The sequence below is a fragment of the Providencia burhodogranariea DSM 19968 genome (genome assembly GCF_000314855.2).
Lineage (GTDB): Bacteria > Pseudomonadota > Gammaproteobacteria > Enterobacterales > Enterobacteriaceae > Providencia > Providencia burhodogranariea.
On the sequence record NZ_KB233225.1, the window covers coordinates 321,453 to 342,266 of the forward strand.

Annotated in this window: 18 protein-coding genes; 12 read left to right on the forward strand and 6 right to left on the reverse strand. The window is 40.3% G+C overall.

Annotated features, from left to right (window positions below; genetic code table 11):
• Positions 1-236: 236 nt before the first annotated feature.
• A complete protein-coding gene (gene fadE / locus OOA_RS17365; protein WP_008913477.1) occupies positions 237-2,714 on the reverse strand; it encodes an acyl-CoA dehydrogenase FadE in 2,478 nt (825 codons plus the stop codon).
• A gap of 351 nt (positions 2,715-3,065) precedes the next feature.
• On the opposite strand from fadE, the gene lpcA reads away from it, so the two are divergent.
• Both lpcA and OOA_RS17375 read left to right on the forward strand, forming a co-directional pair.
• Positions 3,066-3,644, forward strand: coding sequence for a D-sedoheptulose 7-phosphate isomerase (gene lpcA / locus OOA_RS17370; RefSeq protein WP_008913478.1), 579 nt, complete (start codon positions 3,066-3,068; stop codon positions 3,642-3,644).
• Between the two features lie 304 nt (positions 3,645-3,948).
• Complete coding sequence (locus OOA_RS17375; protein ID WP_008913479.1) at positions 3,949-4,716, forward strand: class II glutamine amidotransferase; 768 nt, start codon at positions 3,949-3,951, stop codon at positions 4,714-4,716.
• Here OOA_RS17375 and OOA_RS17380 read toward each other — a convergent pair.
• Positions 4,687-5,424, reverse strand: coding sequence for a L,D-transpeptidase family protein (locus tag OOA_RS17380; protein WP_008913480.1), 738 nt, complete (start codon positions 5,422-5,424; stop codon positions 4,687-4,689). The genes OOA_RS17375 and OOA_RS17380 overlap by 30 nt on opposite strands.
• Before the next feature lie 414 nt (positions 5,425-5,838).
• Here OOA_RS17380 and OOA_RS17385 point away from each other — a divergent pair, with 414 nt between their 5' ends.
• From OOA_RS17385 to nqrM, 8 genes are all read left to right on the forward strand, one after another.
• The gene (locus OOA_RS17385) at positions 5,839-7,182 is read left to right on the forward strand and encodes a Na(+)-translocating NADH-quinone reductase subunit A (protein ID WP_008913481.1); all 1,344 of its coding nucleotides are present in this window, start codon (positions 5,839-5,841) and stop codon (positions 7,180-7,182) included.
• Between the two features lie 4 nt (positions 7,183-7,186).
• Complete coding sequence (locus OOA_RS17390; protein ID WP_008913482.1) at positions 7,187-8,425, forward strand: NADH:ubiquinone reductase (Na(+)-transporting) subunit B; 1,239 nt, start codon at positions 7,187-7,189, stop codon at positions 8,423-8,425.
• Positions 8,418-9,212 (forward strand): Na(+)-translocating NADH-quinone reductase subunit C, encoded by a 795-nt coding sequence (locus OOA_RS17395; RefSeq protein ID WP_008913483.1) that lies wholly within the window; start codon positions 8,418-8,420, stop codon positions 9,210-9,212. Before OOA_RS17390 ends, OOA_RS17395 begins: the two co-directional genes overlap by 8 nt.
• Positions 9,205-9,834, forward strand: a complete 630-nt coding sequence (locus tag OOA_RS17400; protein ID WP_008913484.1) for an NADH:ubiquinone reductase (Na(+)-transporting) subunit D — start codon at positions 9,205-9,207, stop codon at positions 9,832-9,834. Before OOA_RS17395 ends, OOA_RS17400 begins: the two co-directional genes overlap by 8 nt.
• A 4-nt stretch (positions 9,835-9,838) precedes the next feature.
• Positions 9,839-10,435 (forward strand): NADH:ubiquinone reductase (Na(+)-transporting) subunit E, encoded by a 597-nt coding sequence (gene nqrE / locus OOA_RS17405; RefSeq protein WP_008913485.1) that lies wholly within the window; start codon positions 9,839-9,841, stop codon positions 10,433-10,435.
• A 15-nt stretch (positions 10,436-10,450) separates the two neighbouring features.
• The gene (gene nqrF / locus OOA_RS17410; RefSeq protein WP_008913486.1) at positions 10,451-11,677 is read left to right on the forward strand and encodes an NADH:ubiquinone reductase (Na(+)-transporting) subunit F; all 1,227 of its coding nucleotides are present in this window, start codon (positions 10,451-10,453) and stop codon (positions 11,675-11,677) included.
• Between the two features lie 67 nt (positions 11,678-11,744).
• The gene (locus OOA_RS17415) at positions 11,745-12,776 is read left to right on the forward strand and encodes an FAD:protein FMN transferase (RefSeq protein WP_040691880.1); all 1,032 of its coding nucleotides are present in this window, start codon (positions 11,745-11,747) and stop codon (positions 12,774-12,776) included.
• A 16-nt stretch (positions 12,777-12,792) separates the two neighbouring features.
• Entirely contained in the window at positions 12,793-13,020 is a 228-nt protein-coding gene (gene nqrM / locus OOA_RS17420) for a (Na+)-NQR maturation NqrM (RefSeq protein WP_008913488.1), read from the forward strand.
• A 74-nt stretch (positions 13,021-13,094) separates the two neighbouring features.
• Here nqrM and OOA_RS17425 read toward each other — a convergent pair whose 3' ends face one another.
• The 3 genes from OOA_RS17425 to OOA_RS17435 form a co-directional block, all read right to left on the reverse strand.
• On the reverse strand, positions 13,095-14,012 hold the full coding sequence (locus tag OOA_RS17425; RefSeq protein WP_008913489.1) for a glycerophosphodiester phosphodiesterase family protein: 918 nt from the start codon (positions 14,010-14,012) through the stop codon (positions 13,095-13,097).
• Between the two features lie 26 nt (positions 14,013-14,038).
• Positions 14,039-14,563 carry an RNA polymerase sigma factor gene (locus OOA_RS17430; RefSeq protein ID WP_008913490.1) on the reverse strand — a complete coding sequence of 175 codons (525 nt, stop codon included), beginning with the start codon at positions 14,561-14,563 and terminating at the stop codon, positions 14,039-14,041.
• Between the two features lie 76 nt (positions 14,564-14,639).
• Complete coding sequence (locus OOA_RS17435; RefSeq protein WP_008913491.1) at positions 14,640-16,946, reverse strand: TonB-dependent hemoglobin/transferrin/lactoferrin family receptor; 2,307 nt, start codon at positions 16,944-16,946, stop codon at positions 14,640-14,642.
• Positions 16,947-17,146: 200 nt separating this feature from the next.
• On the opposite strand from OOA_RS17435, the gene dinB reads away from it, so the two are divergent.
• Entirely contained in the window at positions 17,147-18,202 is a 1,056-nt protein-coding gene (dinB, locus tag OOA_RS17440; RefSeq protein WP_008913492.1) for a DNA polymerase IV, read from the forward strand.
• A 62-nt stretch (positions 18,203-18,264) separates the two neighbouring features.
• On the opposite strand, the gene pepD is transcribed toward dinB, so the two are convergent.
• Positions 18,265-19,725 (reverse strand): beta-Ala-His dipeptidase, encoded by a 1,461-nt coding sequence (gene pepD / locus OOA_RS17445; RefSeq protein WP_008913493.1) that lies wholly within the window; start codon positions 19,723-19,725, stop codon positions 18,265-18,267.
• Positions 19,726-20,206: 481 nt separating this feature from the next.
• Here pepD and gpt point away from each other — a divergent pair, with 481 nt between their 5' ends.
• Entirely contained in the window at positions 20,207-20,671 is a 465-nt protein-coding gene (gpt, locus tag OOA_RS17455) for a xanthine phosphoribosyltransferase (protein WP_008913495.1), read from the forward strand.
• Positions 20,672-20,814 lie beyond the last annotated feature (143 nt).

Here is a 20,814-nt window from a genome sequence, read left to right on the forward strand (position 1 = left end):
GCTAGTCACATACTTATGTATGTTCCTAGCGTCTCATTCTCTTGTCGCCTAGCTGCACCTCGAATTATTTAGGGTATTACCATCCTCTCAATTCAAATCTATAGATAAAACCATGCTAAAAGTGCCAAAATGGCACTTTTAGCATGGTTTAAATCATCGTTTTTAGCGTTACTGATAATTTAAAAGGGAAACAGATTGTTTCCCTTTTAGTTGGTATGCATTAATTAATATCTGAACTAAGCGGCTTGCTTTTTCTTAGACTGCTTTTCATCTTTACGACCTTCAACATTTTCATCATGAGGCTTTTTTTCGCTCAGCACTCCTAACGCGTCAAAATCAAATTCATCGACATTAATGGTGCGTAAGCGACTGGCTTCGGCTTTACGCAAAATATCCGCTTCTTCTTGGGTAATAATATTTTCAGGTAACATCTGATCTGCCAGCTTATCTAAACGAGTGAAGCTAAACTTACGCTCTTTTAACAGACAAATGCGCTCAAAAATAGGCTCAGCGGCAATAATGTCATACAGAGCTTGATTCACTAGCCCGTGTGGGTTGTTTTCTGTTGGAGTCAAATACTGACCACGACCGATTCTATCGCGCGTTTCAGAAGGCTCCATAATTAGCATTGCTAGTTTGTGGTCAAGACGGTCTGATGGGGCAGACATTGCACGGCCTGTAGGGAATAAGGTTATGCGCATCAAACTTGAGACCATGCGGTTAGGGAAGTTTTTCAGTAAGTCATCAATCGCTTTTTCGGATTGATATAAGCAATCTTCAACAGCCCATTTAACTAAAGGTAAATCCGCTTTTTGGCGACCTTCATCTTCATAGCGTTTGAGTGTCGCTGTTGCTAAAAATAGATGACTAAGAATATCACCTAAACGTGCGGAGATACGTTCACGGCGCTTCAAGCTTCCACCAAGCACACCCATTGCAACATCTGATAGCAAAGCAAGGTTTGCACTTTGACGGTTTAACATTTGATAATAACGACGAGTTTCATCTTTTGTGGGAGCATTGCTGCCGCGGCCGTTAGTTAAGCCTAGCCAGAAACTCCGGAATTGGTTGCTGATAACATGACCAATGTGACCAAACATGGCTTTATCAAATTTATGCAAATTATTATCTTGTGCCGCCGCCATTTCATCGAGGACATATGGGTGGCAGCGAATTGCACCTTGCCCAAAGATTATCATACTACGAGTTAAAATATTTGCCCCTTCAACTGTAATGGCAATTGGCGCACCTTGATAAGTTCTTGCAACAAAGTTAGATGGCCCAAGACAAATCCCTTTACCACCAGTGATATCCATGGCATCAATTACAGAGCGTTGGCCCCGATGCGTACAGTGATATTTTACGATAGCAGATAAAACAGCAGGTTTCTCTCCTAACATAATACCAGACGTTACCATGGTTGCCGCAGCATCCATTAGGTAAGTGTTACCTGCAATACGTGCCAGCGGCTCTTCAACCCCTTCCATCTTACCGATAGATATTTTAAATTGGCGACGAATATAGGCATATGCCCCAGTCGCCATTGCAATACTTTTTAGGCTACCTGTTGAGTTCGATGGCAAAGTAATTCCGCGTCCAACCGATAAACATTCAACAAGCATACGCCAGCCTTGTCCTGCCATTGTTGGGCCACCGATAATGTAATCGATAGGAACAAAGATATCCTGGCCACGAGTTGGTCCATTCATAAATGGCGCATTCAATGGGAAGTGGCGTTGGCCAATTTCTACACCTGGGGTATTAGTAGGTATTAAAGCACAGGTGATCCCTAATTGTTTCTCACCACCCAATAAGCGATCTGGGTCTGATAATTTAAAGGCAAGGCCAAGAACAGTCGCAATAGGCGCTAGTGTGATATAGCGTTTATTCCAGTTCAAGCGCATGCCTAGCACTTGTTCACCTTGCCAATCCCCCATACAAACAACACCTGTGTCGGGGATCGCTCCTGCGTCAGAACCTGCTTCTGGACTTGTTAGTGCAAAGCAAGGGATCTCTTCTCCCGTGGCAAGTCCCGGCAAGTAGCGTTGTTTCTGCTCATCAGTACCATAATGTTGTAATAATTCCCCTGGACCAAGGGAGTTAGGGACACCTACAGTGATAGCTAAGATGCCAGATACACCTGCAAGTTTTTGCAAAATTTGCGATTGAGCATAGGCTGAAAACTCAAGTCCACCGTACTCTTTTTTAATGATCATGGCGAAAAAGCGGTGATCCCGAAGATACTGCCAAACTTCAGGCGAAAGGTCAGCAAGTTCGTGTGTGACTTCAAAGTCATTAACCATGCCACAAACTGTTTCCACTGGGCCGTCTATGAAAGCTTGTTCCTCTGCGGTTAATTGTGGTTTTGGATAATTATGGAGTTTGTTCCAATCGGGCGCACCGCGAAAAAGGTCGCCTTCCCACCAAGTTGTTCCAGCATCAATGGCTTCTTTTTCAGTACGTGACATAGGTGGCATGACTTTTTTGAACATTTTCAATGCACGTACTGAGAATAGTGACTGGCGCACAGGGGTAAAAACAAATGGAAACAGTATTAATGCTACAGGGAGCAACATCCAGTAGCTCCAAAGATTTAATGCTCCCATGATGGCGGTATAGGCTAATACTATGATAGTACTAAGAATTAATGCCGTTTTGTGATAACAGAGAACACCAATTAAAGCGATAAATAGGATAATAGTGAGTAGGGTCATAGGGGAAACTCCTTCTACTTGTAAGAGGTCTGACCTGTTGTGGCCTTTAATCTATATCGAGTAATAAATAATTATCAAGTTGTTTACATCTTAATTACAACTTGGCTCACAAAATCGTCAGTTAATCGTTAATAATAGCGCCATTAAAAAGTTTATTAGTTAGAAGCAAAAAGAATGAGGGATGGGAAATAGCACAAAAATAGTCGATTCGCCTCAAATGCATAAAATCGAGCAAAATCAGCAGTAGAAAGAAAATTTACCTTGTGTAACAATCTGAGGAGTAAAGACTAATTACCTATCTTAATGTCGATTATCTCGACACTGAATTCGTTAAATTTAAGGGGAAATCTCATGTATCAAGACCTGATCCGCGGTGAACTGTCGGAAGCTGCCGATACGTTGGCGCAATTCCTAAGTAATGATGCAAATATTAAAGCAATTGAGCAAGCGGCTGTGTTACTTGCAGACTCCTTTAAAGCAGGGGGCAAAGTATTATCGTGCGGTAATGGCGGTTCTCACTGTGATGCAATGCATTTTGCTGAAGAGCTAACAGGGCGTTATCGTGAAAATCGTCCAGGCTATCCAGCCATTGCTATTTCTGATGTTAGCCACTTATCCTGTGTCAGTAATGATTTCGGTTATGATTATGTTTTTTCTCGCTTTATTGAAGCAGTTGGTAGAGATGGTGATGTTCTTCTCGGCATATCGACCTCAGGTAATTCCGCTAACGTCATTAAAGCGATTAGTGCTGCACGCGAAAAAGGTATGAAGGTCATTACCTTAACGGGTAAAGATGGTGGGAAAATGGCAGGTAGCGCAGATATCGAAATTCGGGTACCACACTTTGGTTATGCTGACCGTATTCAGGAAATTCACATTAAAGTAATTCATATTTTGATCCAGCTAATTGAAAAAGAGATGGTTAAATAAGTTTTCTAAGGCTGTTGATTTTTAATGATAAATTATCATTAAAATTAAATAATCTTACTTAAGTTATAAGGTCAAAAAAAGTGAGTGGGTTTTCAGCCTGAAGGATAGGTAAGAGCCGCGCAATACAGTGAAAAATCGCTTTTAATCGAACCCAAAGGGCGCTTTTGTTTGCTGTTTAGGTTTGTAGTTATGTGTTTGATTGCCATGATGCGTAACATGGTGAAATTATTCTTATTTTTAACAAAATTTAACACTAAGAATAAGCAATAAAAGTCAACAGCTTCAAGCTATAGAGGGTCTTGAAATGTGCGAATTATTAGGTATGAGTGCCAATGTGCCAACTGATATTAACTTTAGTCTCAGTGGACTGATATCCCGAGGAGGCCATACAGGGCCACATAAAGATGGTTGGGGGATCACGTTTTACGAAGGGTTAGGGTGTCGTACTTTTAAAGATCCTCAACCCAGCTTTTTATCACCAGTGGCTCGCTTTGTGCAGGAATACCCTATCAAATCTGAAACGGTTGTAGCACATATTCGTCAAGCGAACCGAGGTGATGTGACCTTAGCAAATACACATCCTTTCACGCGAGAACTGTGGGGACGTAACTGGACTTATGCACATAATGGGCAATTAAAAGGTTATCGTTCATTAGAAACAGGCCATTATCGTCCTATTGGTGAAACCGATAGTGAAAAAGCATTTTGCTGGATTCTAAGCCAATTAGCTGCAAAGTACCCAAAAAGACCTGCTAATTGGCATGCTGTTTTCCGCTTTATTGCTGTACTTGCAGACCAGTTACGACAAAAAGGAGTGTTTAATATGCTGCTCTCTGACGGTCGCTATCTGATGGCATTCTGTTCAACAAATCTGTATTGGATAACGCGTAAGTCTCCATTTGGTAAAGCTAAATTGCTTGATCAGGATGTAGAAATCGATTTCCAAAGTTGTACAACACCGACGGATATTGTTTCTGTGATAGCAACCTTACCATTAACAGGCAATGAAAGTTGGCAGAAGATTGAACCGGGGAGTTTTGTACTATTTCACCTCGGCGAGCGCATATTGTGACCTTAGTTTTAATAATTTAGTTGGCGTATCTGGCGAGCCATTAACAGCATATTTTCCTGATATAACAGAAATTTGTGCTGGCTTGCCAAAGTCAGTGAAGTAATCGTAAGCAGGTTTTAATTGCTGCCAGAATGCGTAGTGACTTGAATTTTTATGAAGTAGCATATTTTCTTTGGTCATTCGAAATGGGTAAATACTCACATCAACAGCGACTTGCCCATTTTTAAAAGCCCCTTCAACCGTTTGATAAATTTCACTCATATATTTATCGGTCATTGCGTAGCAGCCAACAGAAACACAATCACCATGTATCATTAGGTAGTTACCATCATAACCTTGTGAACGGTCATATTCATTAGGAAACCCTAAGTTAATAGATCGGTAATACCGACTATTTGGATTAAGCTGGGATGTTGTTATCTGATAAAACCCTTCGGGACTTTTTAAGTCACCTTCCAATTTTTTAGGGCCAAGTCCTCCAGAAAACTTACAAATAGGATAAGTTTTAGTTAATTGATATTTCCCATTTGCTGCTTTTTGGTAAAGTTCAAGCACACCTTCCTGCTTAAATATCTGAATAAAAATGGGTGTATCTTGCGAATTAACACTCTTAGTATTAAGTAAAAGTGAATGGTTATTCGCTTCAGCAATTACAGGCTGTAAAAAAAACACAACGAAATTAAAGCTAATCAGAATATTTTTTTTCATGCTTAAACCAAATTAAATAATAAGGGTTGTTTAAAAAAAACGCATTGTAGCGATATTTTAAATGAGCTAAGAGATATTTGATATAGCATATTAATAGTTTAGCTACGATTGTTTTTTGTTCGAAAAACATTCAGCGCTCGATAAAGATGAGTTAATCCTTCGTTTATTACGAGTTATTTAAATAAAAGTTGAAAATTTATTGTTATTGCTTGAACTAAGTCACTTGAATATCCGGACATAGCTCGGGGGAACTGATAAAATTACAAGCGGCAGAATAAGAGAATCGCGTCACAATATCGAGAGAATTATTAGCTTGAGTTATGGGAGTAACTTGAGTGGTTTTATTTACTAAGTCGCTATGGTTCTTTATAGGATCATTAGTTTAGGGTTAACTGAGAAACTTGTGCAGATCTTATGATTAAAATTAAAAAAGGCCTTAACCTTCCCATTGCAGGTGAGCCAGCTCAAGTGATAGAAGACGGCCCGAAAATTCAACACGTAGCATTGCTAGGTGAAGAATATGTCGGAATGCGTCCTTCTATGCTGGTTAAAGAAGGTGAACACGTAAAAAAAGGGCAAGTTCTTTTTGAAGATAAAAAGAACCCCGGTGTATTATTCACTAGCCCAGCCTGCGGAAACATTGTCGCTATTAATCGTGGTGAATATCGCGTACTTCAATCAGTTGTTATCGAAATCGATGGCGACGAACAAGTGACTTTTGCATCGTATAAGAGTGATGAACTTGCTAGTTTAACTCGTGAGCAAGTCGAACAAAACTTAGTACAGTCGGGTTTATGGACAGCGTTAAGAACTCGTCCATTTAGCCGTTCCCCAGAGCTTGGCTCTTCGCCAGTTGCTATTTTTGTTACCATGATAGACACAAACCCACTTGCGGCTGATCCACTTGTCGTCATTCGTACACAACAGCAAGCTTTCGTCGATGGATTGACCATTCTAAATCGATTAACAGAGGGGAAAGTGCATGTTTGCCATGGTGGAGGTGAATTACCTAAATCCATCGATCATGAACATGTGACTTATACTGAGTTTGCGGGGCCTCATCCTGCTGGTTTAGTTGGTACGCATATCCATTTCCTTGAACCTGTAAGCATTAATAAAAAGGTATGGCACCTTAATTATCAAGATGTGATTGCGATTGGTAAGCTTTTTACCACGGGTTATCTCTATACTGACCGCGTAATTTCACTTGCCGGACCTCAGGTTGAAAAACCTCGTTTGCTTAAAACACGTCTTGGTGCTGACATCTATGAATTAACGAAAGGGCAGCTTAAAGAAGGTGAAAATCGTATTATTTCAGGCTCCATACTTTGGGGCGTCACTTGTGATGATATTCACCACTACCTAGGCCGTTTCCATAATCAGGTATCTGTTTTGCGTGAAGGGCGAGATAAAGAACTCTTTGGCTGGATTATGCCGGGTGTTGATAAATTCACCGTTACACGAACAACAATTGGCCATTTCCTGAAAAACAAACACTTCAATTTCACAACAACGATGAATGGTGGTGAGCGTTCAATGGTACCAATTGGTAACTATGAACGTGTAATGCCTCTCGATATCATGATTACCCACTTATTACGTGACCTCCTCGCTGGAGATACAGACACGTCACAAGAGTTGGGTTGTTTGGAGTTGGATGAGGAAGATCTGGGACTGTGTACTTATGTATGCCCGGCCAAGTATGAATATGGTCCTGTACTTCGTGATCTACTGACCAAGATTGAGCAAGAAGGGTAATTCCATGGGTCTGAAAAATTTATTTGAAAAGCATGAGCACCATTTTGAGCCCGGTGGAAAATTAGAGAAACTCTATCCATTATTTGAAGCTGTCACGACGGTCTTCTATACACCGGGAACAGTCACTAAAGGCCGTTCTCACGTTCGTGATACCATCGATCTAAAACGTATGATGATCCTTGTTTGGGTTGCTGTATTTCCTGCAATGTTTTGGGGAATGTATAACGTTGGTAACCAAGCAATTCCAGCACTTTATCATCTATACAGTGGTGCCGAACTACAACAAGTCCTTGCGGGTGACTGGCATTATCGCTTAGCACAGTTTTTGGGGGCTTCACTAACTCCAGATGCGGGTTGGGGCAGCAAGATGCTGTTAGGCGCGGTATATTTCCTGCCTATTTATTTAGTTGTTTTTCTTGTCGGCGGTTTTTGGGAAGTTCTTTTTGCCATGACCCGTGGTCATGAAATCAATGAAGGTTTCTTTGTTTCTTCGATCCTGTTTGCACTGATTGTGCCGCCAACTATTCCATTATGGCAGGCTGCATTAGGTATTACATTTGGTGTCGTTGTCGCTAAAGAAATTTTTGGTGGAACGGGTCGTAACTTCTTAAACCCTGCACTTGCAGGCCGTGCATTTCTTTTCTTTGCTTACCCAGCTCAAATATCGGGTGACTTAGTGTGGACTGCGGCCGATGGTTTTTCCGGTGCAACTCCTCTGTCCCAATGGGCAACCGGAGGTGAGCATGCGTTATTGAATACAGTAACAGGTGAACCAATTACTTGGATGCAGGCATTTCTAGGTAACTTGCCGGGTTCTATTGGTGAAGTATCAACATTGATGATCTTCATTGGTGGCGCCTTGATCATTTTCTTCCGAATTGCTTCGTGGCGTATTGTTGCAGGCGTCATGGCCGGTATGATTGTGATGTCTTACGTATTCAATCTCATCGGTTCAGATACTAATCCATTGTTTGCTATGCCTTGGTGGTGGCACATGGTTCTGGGTGGCTTTGCATTCGGTATGGTCTTTATGGCGACAGATCCAGTATCAGCTTCTTTCACTGATAAAGGTAAATGGGCTTACGGTATTCTGATAGGTGTGATGTGTGTGCTTATTCGAGTTGCAAACCCTGCATACCCAGAAGGTATGATGCTCGCAATTCTGTTCGCCAACCTGTTTGCTCCTCTGTTTGACTATCTGGTCGTTCAAGCAAATATTAAGCGGAGAAAAGCCCGTGGCTAATGAAAAACCAAAAAATAAAGATAGTATCGGAAGAACATTCTTAGTCGTTTTTATTCTATGCCTAGTTTGTTCTATCGTCGTAGCTGGTTCTGCTGTGGGATTAAAATCTCGACAGCAAGAACAAATTTTATTAGATACGCAACGTAATATTTTAAGTGTTGCAGGTCTATTTAATCCGAATATGACCACTGAGGAAGTTCAACAAGTTTATGATGATCGTATTGAACCAAAATTGCTGAATTTTAAAACTAATGAACTTTCAGATGACATCAGTGGATTTGATCTCAATAGCGAATTACGTAGCGAGGAAAGTAGTATCGCGCTTTCGCCTGCTGAAGATATTGCTAAAATCCGTCGTCGTGCGAACAGTGCTGAAATTTATTTAGTGAAAAATGATGAAGGCAAAATCGCTCAAGTCATTTTACCTGTTTATGGTTCAGGGTTGTGGTCGGTAATGTACGCTTTTATTGCCGTTGATATTGATGGAGTTACCTCCCGTGGTATTACGTACTATGCACACGGTGAAACCCCAGGTCTTGGCGGTGAAGTGGATAACCCACAGTGGAAAGCTCAGTGGTTAGGTAAAAAACTCTTCAACGAAGAGGGAGTTCCTGCGATTAAAATTGTTCGTAGTGGCTCGACAGACAGTCCTTATGGTATCGATGGTCTTTCAGGTGCAACACTAACCTCAAACGGCATTCAACATATGTTTGATTTTTGGCTAGGTGATAACGGTTTTGGTCCGTTCCTGAAAAAAGTTCGTGAAGGAGCGCTGAATAATGGCTGATTCAAAAGAAATAAAACGCGTCCTATTGGGACCTATATTTAATAATAACCCTATTGCGCTACAGATTCTTGGTGTGTGTTCTGCATTGGCAGTGACCACTAAAATGGAAACCGCTTTAGTCATGACACTTGCAGTAACATTGGTTACTGCATTCTCTAACTTTTTTATCTCTCTAATCCGTAACTATATTCCAAGTAGCGTGAGGATTATTGTTCAGATGGCAATTATTGCTTCATTGGTTATTGTTGTTGACCAAATTTTGCGAGCATATGCCTATGAGATATCTAAGCAACTTTCTGTGTTTGTCGGTTTAATCATCACTAACTGTATTGTGATGGGGCGAGCTGAAGCTTACGCAATGAAATCTCCACCAATTGAAAGCTTTATGGATGGTATTGGTAATGGCCTTGGCTACGGTGTCATCCTTATTCTTGTTGGATTTTTGCGTGAACTATTTGGCTCTGGCACATTATTTGGCATGACAGTGTTTGAATCGCTACAAAATGGTGGTTGGTACATGCCTAACGGTCTATTCCTTTTAGCACCAAGTGCATTCTTTATTATTGGTATGCTGATTTGGGGCTTACGAACCATGAGACCTGCTCAGATAGAAAAGGATTAAGCTGATGGAACATTACATAAGCCTGTTTGTAAAAGCGGTGTTTATTGAAAACATGGCATTGGCATTCTTCTTGGGTATGTGTACGTTTTTGGCTGTGTCAAAGGATGTTAAGACAGCGTTTGGTCTAGGTATTGCTGTTGCTGTTGTTTTAGGAATTTCAGTACCTGCCAACAATCTCGTTTATAACTTTATCTTACGCGATGGGGCATTGGTTGAGGGAGTCGATTTATCATTCCTTAACTTTATTACCTTTATTGGTGTTATCGCTGCCTTAGTTCAAATTCTGGAAATGATTTTAGATCGTTATTTCCCGTCACTTTATAACGCATTGGGTATCTTCCTGCCGTTGATTACCGTTAACTGTGCAATCTTTGGTGGCGTCTCTTTCATGGCTCAGCGTGATTACAACTTTAGCGAATCTATCGTATATGGATTTGGTTCAGGCATCGGCTGGATGATAGCAATTGTATTGTTAGCATCGATTCGTGAAAAGATGAAATATTCCGATGTTCCAGTGGGTTTGAAAGGCTTAGGCATTACCTTTGTCACCACTGGTTTGATGGCACTGGGCTTTATGTCCTTCTCCGGTGTTCAGTTATAAAGGCGAGAAGAATTCATGGATATTATTATTCTAGGCGTAGTGATGTTTACCCTGATTGTCTTGGGGTTAACAGGCTTGATCCTGTTTGCTAAATCTAAGTTAGTTAATACAGGGAATATTAAAGTTGAAGTAAACGGAGATCCGGACAAGAGTTTTGATGCGCCAGCTGGCGATAAACTGTTAGGAATGCTGTCTAACCAAGGTATTTTTGTTTCATCAGCTTGTGGTGGTGGTGGTTCATGTGGTCAATGCCGCGTGATAATCAAAGAAGGTGGCGGTGATATTCTGCCAACTGAGCTTACCCACATTAATAAACGTGAAGCTAAAGAAGGCTGTCGTTTAGCCTGTCAGGTTAACGTCAAACAAGATCTGAAAATTGAATTACCTGAAGAAATTTTTGGCGTTAAAAAATGGGAATGTGAAGTTCTTTCGAATGATAATAAAGCAACGTTCATTAAAGAATTGAAACTAAAAATTCCAGACGGAGAAGTTGTTCCATTCCGTGCTGGTGGTTTTATTCAAATCGAATGCCCTGAGCACGTTGTGAAATATGCCGATTTCGACGTGCCACAGGAATATCGTGAAGACTGGGATAAATTTAATTTATTCCGTTATGTTTCTGAGGTCAAAGAGCCAACTGTTCGTGCGTACTCAATGGCTAACTATCCTGAAGAACACGGTATTATTTTGCTGAACGTGCGTATTGCAACACCGCCGCCGCGTAATCCAGATGTTCCACCTGGGATTATGTCTTCCTATATTTGGTCGTTGAAACCGGGCGATAAAGTGACGATATCAGGTCCATTTGGGGAATTTTTCGCCAAGGAAACGGAAGCTGAAATGATCTTTATTGGTGGTGGTGCGGGTATGGCACCAATGCGTTCGCATATTTTCGATCAGCTAAGACGTTTGCATTCTAAGCGTAAGATTAGCTTCTGGTATGGTGCTCGTTCTAAGCGTGAAATGTTCTATACAGAAGATTTCGATCAATTAGCTGCTGAGAACGAAAATTTCACATGGAATGTTGCACTTTCCGATGCAATGCCGGAAGATAATTGGGATGGTTATACAGGATTTATTCATAATGTTCTGTATGAAAACTACTTAAAAGACCACCCTGCACCTGAAGACTGTGAGTTCTATATGTGTGGACCTCCGGTTATGAACGCAGCTGTAATCAAGATGCTGAAAGATCTTGGTGTGGAGGATGAAAACATCTTGCTGGATGATTTCGGTGGTTAAGTAACCCCTTAGTTGTTTTATTTAGCGCCCACCAATGTGGGCGCTTATGATTGAAGCAGAGAAAACTATGCTGAACAGAAAAGTGATTATTCCGGCGTTGCTATTTGCAGCAACTCTATTATTGGCTGCTTGTGGTGGACCTGAACAGGATAATCTTCAAGGCCAGACAATGGGAACCTATTATTCCATTAAATATGTGACTGACTCTTCATCGCCTACCAGCGAGTTGGTTCAAGCCGAAATTGATAAGCGTTTGGAAGAGGTTAACGATCAGATGTCGACCTATCGTCCTGATTCTGAATTAAGTCGCTTCAATCAATTTAAAGAAGTTAATGTTCCTTTTCCTGTATCAGCAGCGACAGCAAAAGTCGTTAAAGAAGCTATCAAAATAAATGAACAAACCAATGGTGCACTCGATGTTACTGTTGGGCCATTAGTTAATTTATGGGGCTTTGGTCCTGAAGGGCGAGTTACCAAAGCACCAACAACGGATGAACTCGAAAAACGCCGTGGTTGGGTTGGTATAGAGAAGCTATCAGTACAAGGCAATAATTTAGTTAAAACGATCCCTGAGTTGTATGTCGATCTCTCATCTATCGCAAAAGGTTATGGCGTTGATGTTGTTGCTGAATACTTAGAATCGCTAAAAATCAATAACTATATGGTTGATATAGGCGGTGAGGTTCGCACTAAAGGAAAAAATGGTAAAGGTGCTCCTTGGCGTATTGCTATTGAAAAACCAATCACTGATGGTGTAAGCCAAACAGCTCAAGAAGTGATTGAACCGGGAGATATGTCAATTGCAACCTCGGGTGATTATCGTAACTATTTTGAACAAGATGGCGTGCGTTTTTCACATACGATCGACCCAAAAACAGGGATGCCAATTAAGCATAATCTTGTCTCGATAACTGTATTAGCGCCAACGTGTATGAGTGCAGATGGTTTATCAACAGGGCTTAATGTCTTAGGTCCAGATGAAGGCCTGGCGTTAGCTGAAAAAATGAATATTCCTGTCTTTATGATAGTGAAAACAGAAAAAGGTTTTGAAGAGCGTTATACTAAGTCATTCGAACCATTCTTACAGAAAAAACAGTAATTAGGAGGGTAATAAAATGATAGAAGTTTTTATTGCAGCTTTCGTCCTGTTCTTACTGGCATTTCTATTCATGTCACTTGGATACATTATTAAGCGTAAAAGTATCCAAGGTAGTTGCGGTGGTTTAAAAAGCATTGGTGTTGAGAAAGCATGTGACTGCCCTGAACCTTGCGATGCGCGTAAAAAACGTATGGCACGTGATGATGCACGAAAAAAGCTATTAGAGCAAAACCGGATACTTTGACTCACTAATAAAAGATGATTTTAAAGCCTCTCAGTTTTAATAACGGATCGGAGAGGCTTTTTTATGACAGATGTTTATTTTAACGATGGCGAATTAAATGCTTTTGTTGAATCGACCATCACAGCATCAGCACCAATTTCTTTTGCTAGCTGATAATCACTCGGGCTATTTACGCCAAATAAAACAATATAAGCATCCCCATTTTTCCTAAAGCAATCAATCGCTTCCTTATCCCAAGACAAAGTAGCCGGAGAGCGAGCTTCCCCAAGGGTATAACGTTCAACAACTTCAACTTTACGATGTAACTCAAAGCCATACCAGCGAATTGATTTTTTCTCAGTTGCTTGACTCGGTGGTTCGCATTGATGGCTCATTGCACTATTGGCTAATATGGAGCGAGTTTCATCACGGCTTTCAAAGGTGTTTATTTTGTTTGAGTGCTTATAGAGTGCTTGTATGAAATCATTATTAGTTGAATAAAATCGGGTGTTTTTGAATGCATTATTCTTTGCTAATAAATCAAAAATAGCTTTTGCTTGAATATCAGGCGATGCATCAGGTGATTTTAAATCGATATAAAATTCAGTATCAGGATACTTTTTGAGTACAGTTTCGAGTGTAGAAATAGTTGTTTTTTGTATTGGTAATTGTAGATTATTTTTTTGATTGAATTGATAAGCGGCATTAATTTTACGAAGTTCTTGTGCAGTATAATCAGAGATATTTCCTTTTTTGTCGGTAAGTGAGTCAAGATTACTCGGTCTATATAAAACTATCTGATTATCTTTAGAAAGTTGCACTGTTAACCAAATTGCATCAGCATTATTCTTTTTCGCCAATTCAATAGCATAAAGGGTATTCTCTGGAGCATCTCCCGTACCAGCTCGATGAGCAACAATCTGTGGTGAGTGAGAAAATGCACTGTGGCTAGCAAGTATAAGTAAGCTGATAGCCATCCCTTTTTTGATACTTGGTGTTATAATTTTTATCATACCCATTACCTATAATAATATATATATCAATATTTTGAATTTATTTCAGTGAATTCTTTTGCTAATGCTTTCCGTGCCATTTGTAAGTAGTACTTAACTGAATTTGGACTCGCATTAATCTGTAATGCGATTTTGCTGTAAGTCATTCCTTCAAGTTGAGCCAATAAATAGGCTTGCCCCATTTTCTCAGGTAGCTTTGCAAGCTGTTCTGATATTAAAAGTAATTGCTCTTCTACCACTAACTGTGTTTCTAAGTGCCACTCTTGCTCTGGCTCAATTAGCAAATTTTGATAGTGAGCTTCAATTTTTCGTCTGCGATAAAAATTGACAATATTGCGTTGTGCAAGTGTGTACATGTAGGCTTTTGGAAATCGTAGAGTTTGGCAGCGATATGTTTCAATTGTATGAACAAAAACATCATGCAAAATATCATCTGCAATATCAGTATTGGGGGTTCTCGCAAGAATATAGCGATATAATATCGGGGCATATCGATGGTAAAGTTGGCTTTCTTCCGCTTTAAATCTATTTTCTGGTAAGGTAATGTGCATAATAAAAACAATAATTATTATCATTTTTATTTAAATGTCAAATGTGGACCCTCATAAGTGAGAGCCCATTTGAAAACTAAAAATATTTTGTAACACTCAATCGCACGTCACGACCTACGCCCGACACTGCTTCTCCTAAATATGGATAGTAATCTTGTTCAAAGAGATTAGTAACGGTAAGTCTAACATCAGTATTATCAACAAACTCAGGTTTCCATTGAGCAAAAGCACCATAAAGTGAATAACCTTTAGACTTTGGATATTGCCAGTAGACCGCTATAGGATCTCTATCCGCGGGTGAACGTACTTGGTGGCCAACGAAGTCACCTGTAATGCCGAAGTTCACATTCCATTGTGGCAATTTGTAACCTAACATGACATGCAAAGTGTCTGGTGGAATTTCGGCAATCCATGTTTTTTGACCAAACCAAGGGTCACGAGGTGAAGCATCGCGTTCACCTTTGATCGCAGAATAAGCCATTTTTCCGAAAACATTAGGGCTATCATAGAATAGTTCAACTTCTAAGCCTTCAATAGTATATCCGGGCAAATTACGGTAGTTAGACAATGGGCCGTTACATTTTCCAGTCCCATTTTTCTTTTCTTCACAAATTTCACCGCGACGACGGAAGATTTCATCCTTACCTTTGTTACGAAATAGAGTGGTACGAATTTGTAATTGGTCATCTGCTTGTGCAACTTCGTCAAAATCGAGGATTGCACCTAAACGAATGCCATCCATACGCTCTTTACCAAGTTCTCGACTACTTCCGGTGACGTTACTTTGAGAGAATTGCACTTCATATTGTTCATCAACGACAGGGGCTCGCCATGTACGGCTAACATCAGCAAATAAAGTGAGGTTCGGGGTAGTTTTCCAAAGAATACCTAAATGAGGTGAAATACCGCTGTAGGTAACAGGTCGGTAGTCATGTCCCATAAGTGGATCTTTTTCCGTGTAGATTGCGGCAAGATTACCTTTTCCCTTATTTTGGACATAATCATAACGCACACCTGGTGTAACGGTGAGACTACGCCAAGTGATAGCATCTTGAATGTATCCACTCGTCGTTTCTTGAATACCCGCAGGCATATATTGAGGTTGAAAATAACCATAATTATATTGTGGATTTTTAATTTTGCCTGCATCAAACATCAGAACACTGCGGTCATTTTTGTGCCAACGTGCGCCAATTGTTAATTGATGTTCTAACCTACCAGTATCAAATACACTTTCATTATGAATATCAAATAGCTGGTCGGTATAATTAACCCAACTTTTATTGCCGAGACTTGCTGATAGGTACTTAGATGCATTTTCAGGGCGAGTGTCATTTTGTTTGGTTTTAGACCATGCATAGGTTGTTGTGATATTAATCCAATCACTGCCTTCAGGGATATAATTCCATTTTATACTATAGTTTTGATCTTGCTGTTCACGTTGAACCAATTTGCGTTTGACAGCACCATCATAACCATATTGGTCAATTTCTGACTTGGTTGGTGTAGCGAGTTCATCACGCTTAGCAGCCCAAGGAACGAGATTATCGGACTCAGAGCGCATAGCAGATAAGCTTAAAGTATGCTGATCATTTAGGTAGATATTTGTTTTGAGTAGATAGGACATTTGATCCGATTGCGAAAAGCCAAATCGAGTGCCATCAGGTCGACGTAAATCATCACCTTCACGTTTACTGACATACAATAACCCATCGGCAAAACCATTTAGTGTTTTTCCGTATAGCGCTGAGCTATAAATGTTTTGTCGATCATTAGTATGATAACTGTACTTCAACATCGCCCCGAAATTTTGGTCCTCTAGCAGTAAATCTTCAGCGTCTTTGGTGGTTATTTTGACTGTTCCGCCAAAACCACCATTACCGTCCATGATGTTGTGTGGACCTTTATCTACATCAATTCGTTTAATCAATTCAGGTTCGATGAATATGGAACCTTGGCGATATTTCTCAAAACCTTTTGGGGCATCGTCGAGGGTTACTTTGACATCTTCCATGTCACCCATTCCCCAAATATTAAGTGTTTGCCCCCCTGGTCGAGGTGAACCAGATGATGAAACACCGGGAAGTTGATCAACTAATTCAGCAATGTTATTAGCCTGAGTTCGCTCTATATCTTTAAGTTTGAGTACCGAGCTACCGGCACCAACACTTGTATCTAAATCCCCAACAACGGATAAAGCTGGAAATTGTAGTGATTCATCTTGCTGTTTCAGCTGTTTATCTGTCTCAGAAGGTTTTTCCCCAAATGCGTATGTCGTCGTCGTAGCAATGAGTAAACTTGTAAGGGAAAGGCGATTTATTCCCAATAATAAAAGGCGACGAAGCCGATGTGTTTTCAATAACACAGTATGATTTTTATTCATTATTATCCTAATAATTGACCTGTTTTATAAGTAACTACTATAAGTCGTTTTAAGATGGCTTATCGGGTAATAAAAATGATAATTATTTTTATTTTCATTGTTTGGTATTCAAAATAAGTAGATAGACATGGTTACCCTAAATTGCAGGTTTCATTTATATACTGTATATTTAATCAGTTATTTGTTGATGTGAGCTTGCTGTGCGTAAAATAATTCATATTGATATGGACTGCTTTTATGCAGCGATAGAAATGCGAGATGATCCTAGTCTACGCAATGTGCCAATCGCTGTGGGAGGGAGTGCAGACCGTCGTGGCGTCATCAGTACTGCAAACTATGAAGCAAGGCGCTATGGTGTTCACAGCGCTATGTCGACCGCGGTTGCCTTAAGGCTTTGCCCTCACTTAAAAGTCGTTCCGGGCAGAATGGCTCTCTATAAAGAAACCTCTTTACACATTCGGAAAATCCTTTCCCGTTATACCGACCTCATTGAACCGCTTTCTTTGGATGAAGCCTATTTAGATGTCAGTGATAGCGATCATTATCATGGCTCTGCCACATTGATTGCTCAAACGATTCGTCAGCAAATTTTTGATGAGTTACAACTCACAGCATCTGCTGGTATCGCACCCATAAAATTTTTAGCGAAAATAGCGTCTGATCTAAATAAACCTAATGGGCAATATGTGATAACGCCACAAAATATGGCGGAATTTGTGCTGTCATTACCGCTAAAAAAAATTCCCGGTGTAGGTAAAGTTACTGCGCAAAAATTGTTAGATATGGGGTTAGAAACGTGTGCAGATGTACAACAGTATGATGTGGTGAGTTTGATAAAAAGCATGGGTAAATTTGGGCAGATATTATGGGAACGCTGCCATGGCATTGATGAGCGACCTATAAATCCCGATAGGCTTCGAAAGTCGGTAGGGGTAGAACGAACATTAGCTGAAGATATTCATCATTGGGAACAGTGTTTGCCTTTGCTTGATGAGTTATATGAAGAACTTAAAGTTCGTTTAACAAAAGTAAAACCTGACCTACGTATTGCACGCCAAGGCGTTAAAATTAAATTTAATGATTTTCAGCAAACAACTCAGGAACATATTTATCCGATACTGGATAAGCAAGATTTGATATTCTTGGCTAAGCAAGTTTGGGAACATCGGCGCGAAGAGCGGGGTGTTAGGTTAGTTGGATTACATGTTACATTGCAAAGCCCACAGATCGAAAGGCAGTTATTACTGGAGCTTTAAATAAAAAAACACCCACTATTTAGAATGGGTGTTTATCATCGTTCCATTGAAACTAATTATTATTAGTTTTTAACTGGGATTGCCTTTAAAACGGCTGTTAATAACTTCCAGTATTCACCAACGCTGGCAATATGCACTCTTTCATCTGGTGAGTGTGCCCCACGGATGGTTGGCCCAATAGATACCATATCCATATCAGGATAAGGTTTTTTGAACAGGCCACACTCAAGACCTGCGTGGATCACCATGACATTCGGAATTTTGCCAAACAGTTTTTGATAGGTTTCACTGACTAAATGCATAACGGGTGAATCAGCATCAGGCTGCCATCCTGGATAGCTACCTTCTGCGCGGTATTTTGCTTGTGCTAATTTACTAATGGATGTCAGCATATTAACAACATAGTTTTTGCCGCTATCAATTAAAGAGCGTACTAAGAAAATAATTTCTACTTTGTCTTCAGTCATTGTGACAACGCCTTCATTGAGGGATGTCTCAACCACACCTTTAGCTACATCGCTCATACGGATCACGCCATTCGGTGCTGCATTTAAGAAGTAAATAAAGCGTTTTTGGCATTCATCAGTAATCGCTTTTAACTCAGTCTGTGTTTCCTCTAACAGTAAAACAACATTTGGCTCAACGACGGATAATTCATTTTGCAAAATACCCTCGTAACGTGTCCTTAGTGCGGTTAATTCAGCAACTTTATCTGCCGGTACGGCAATAATGACATGGCTTTCACGTGGGATTGCATTACGCACAGTACCACCTGTGAACTCCAATAATTTCAAGCTAAGATCTTCTGCATGACCGGCCACAAAACGTGCTAACAATTTGTTTGCATTACCTAAACCTAAATGGACATCACCACCGGAGTGACCGCCTTTCAAGCCTTTTAATGTCATAGTAAAGGTTTTATAACCTTGCGGTACTGCTTCACGAGTCAGGTCAAATGTTGTTGTAAAATCAACACCACCAGCACAACCCATATAGATTTCGCCTTCTTCCTCTGAGTCAGTGTTGATCAGAATGTCTGCTTGTAGCCATCCAGCTTGTAAGCCGAAAGCGCCATCCATGCCAGTCTCTTCTGTCATAGTCAACAAAACTTCTAATGGCCCGTGTTCAAGGCTATCATCAGCAAGAACAGCAAGAGCAGATGCCATACCAATACCGTTATCAGCACCCAGAGTGGTGCCTTCAGCAGTTACCCATTCGCCATTAACGTAAGGACGGATAGGATCTTTGGTAAAATCATGCTCAGTATCATTATTTTTCTGTGGAACCATGTCTAAGTGAGCTTGTAGAACAACGGCTTTACGGTTTTCATAACCTGCGGTTGCTACTTTGCGAATCAAAATATTACCAACTTGGTCACGTTCTACATGAAACCCTTTTTGTTTCGACCATTCGATAATGTGTGCTGCAAGAGCTTCTTCGTGATAGGAAGGATGGGGAATTGAACAAATTTTGGCAAAAATATCCCATAATGGCTGTGGTGACAATTTAGCTAGTTCAGACACGTTGAATCTCCTTAAGCGACCTGATTTTTATCTGTTTTCGCGAGAGCCTATTGACCTTTTTGGATGCAGTATATGTGAAGAGTTCGTCGAACGTGAATATTTTAGTAAGCATAAATAAACCTAGCGTCTTAGAACTAATACTAAACAAATTGTTGCAAAAATAAGTATAAAGGCTAATAGACCCTAATTATTCGATTTAAAGGGCGTGGCGTATATATTCAGGCCACACAATCAATTTCTCAGCATACACTTTATTGTTATAAATAGTCAGTGTATATACCCAAAATAATTCGAATTGCTTGTAGGCATTGTGTAAATGTAGCAACCAAGCAACCCCGAGAATAAAGACTAGAAACAATATTAATTGATCCTCATCTTCTGTTTTTGCTGGTTTTTGCTGCGCTGAATCACTATAATCTCGCGCAACCTTTTTTCCGCAAGACACATTTCAGTTTTACTCAGCAGTCGGGACCCGAATTTTATGAGCGAAAAATATGTCGTAACGTGGGATATGTTGCAAATACATGCCCGAAAACTCGCACAACGTTTATTACCTGTAGACCAATGGACTGGGATTATCGCGGTTAGCCGTGGTGGCCTTGTACCAGGTGCACTCCTCGCACGTGAGCTAGGTATTCGTCATGTTGATACCGTATGTATCTCAAGTTATGACCATGATAATCAGCGTGAATTAAATATCATCAAGCGAGCTGAAGGTGATGGTGAAGGCTTCATAGTGATTGATGACCTTGTTGACACTGGCGGTACCGCGAAAGCAATTCGTGATATGTACCCTAAAGCTCATTTTGTCACTATCTTTGCAAAACCAGCTGGGCGCCCATTAGTCGATGATTATGTTATTGATATTCCACAAGATACTTGGATTGAGCAGCCATGGGATATGGGGGTTGTATTTATGACGCCTCTATGTGATCAGGACAAATAAAACGTCGTTTTGAGTTATCCATAATGCTTAAAGGTTAAAACAAAGCTAATATGAGTAGTGTATGCTTCTCTTATTATATTTAGAAAATATTATTACCTAATAAAATTAAGCATAAAACGATATATGATAGAGGGAATGCTACG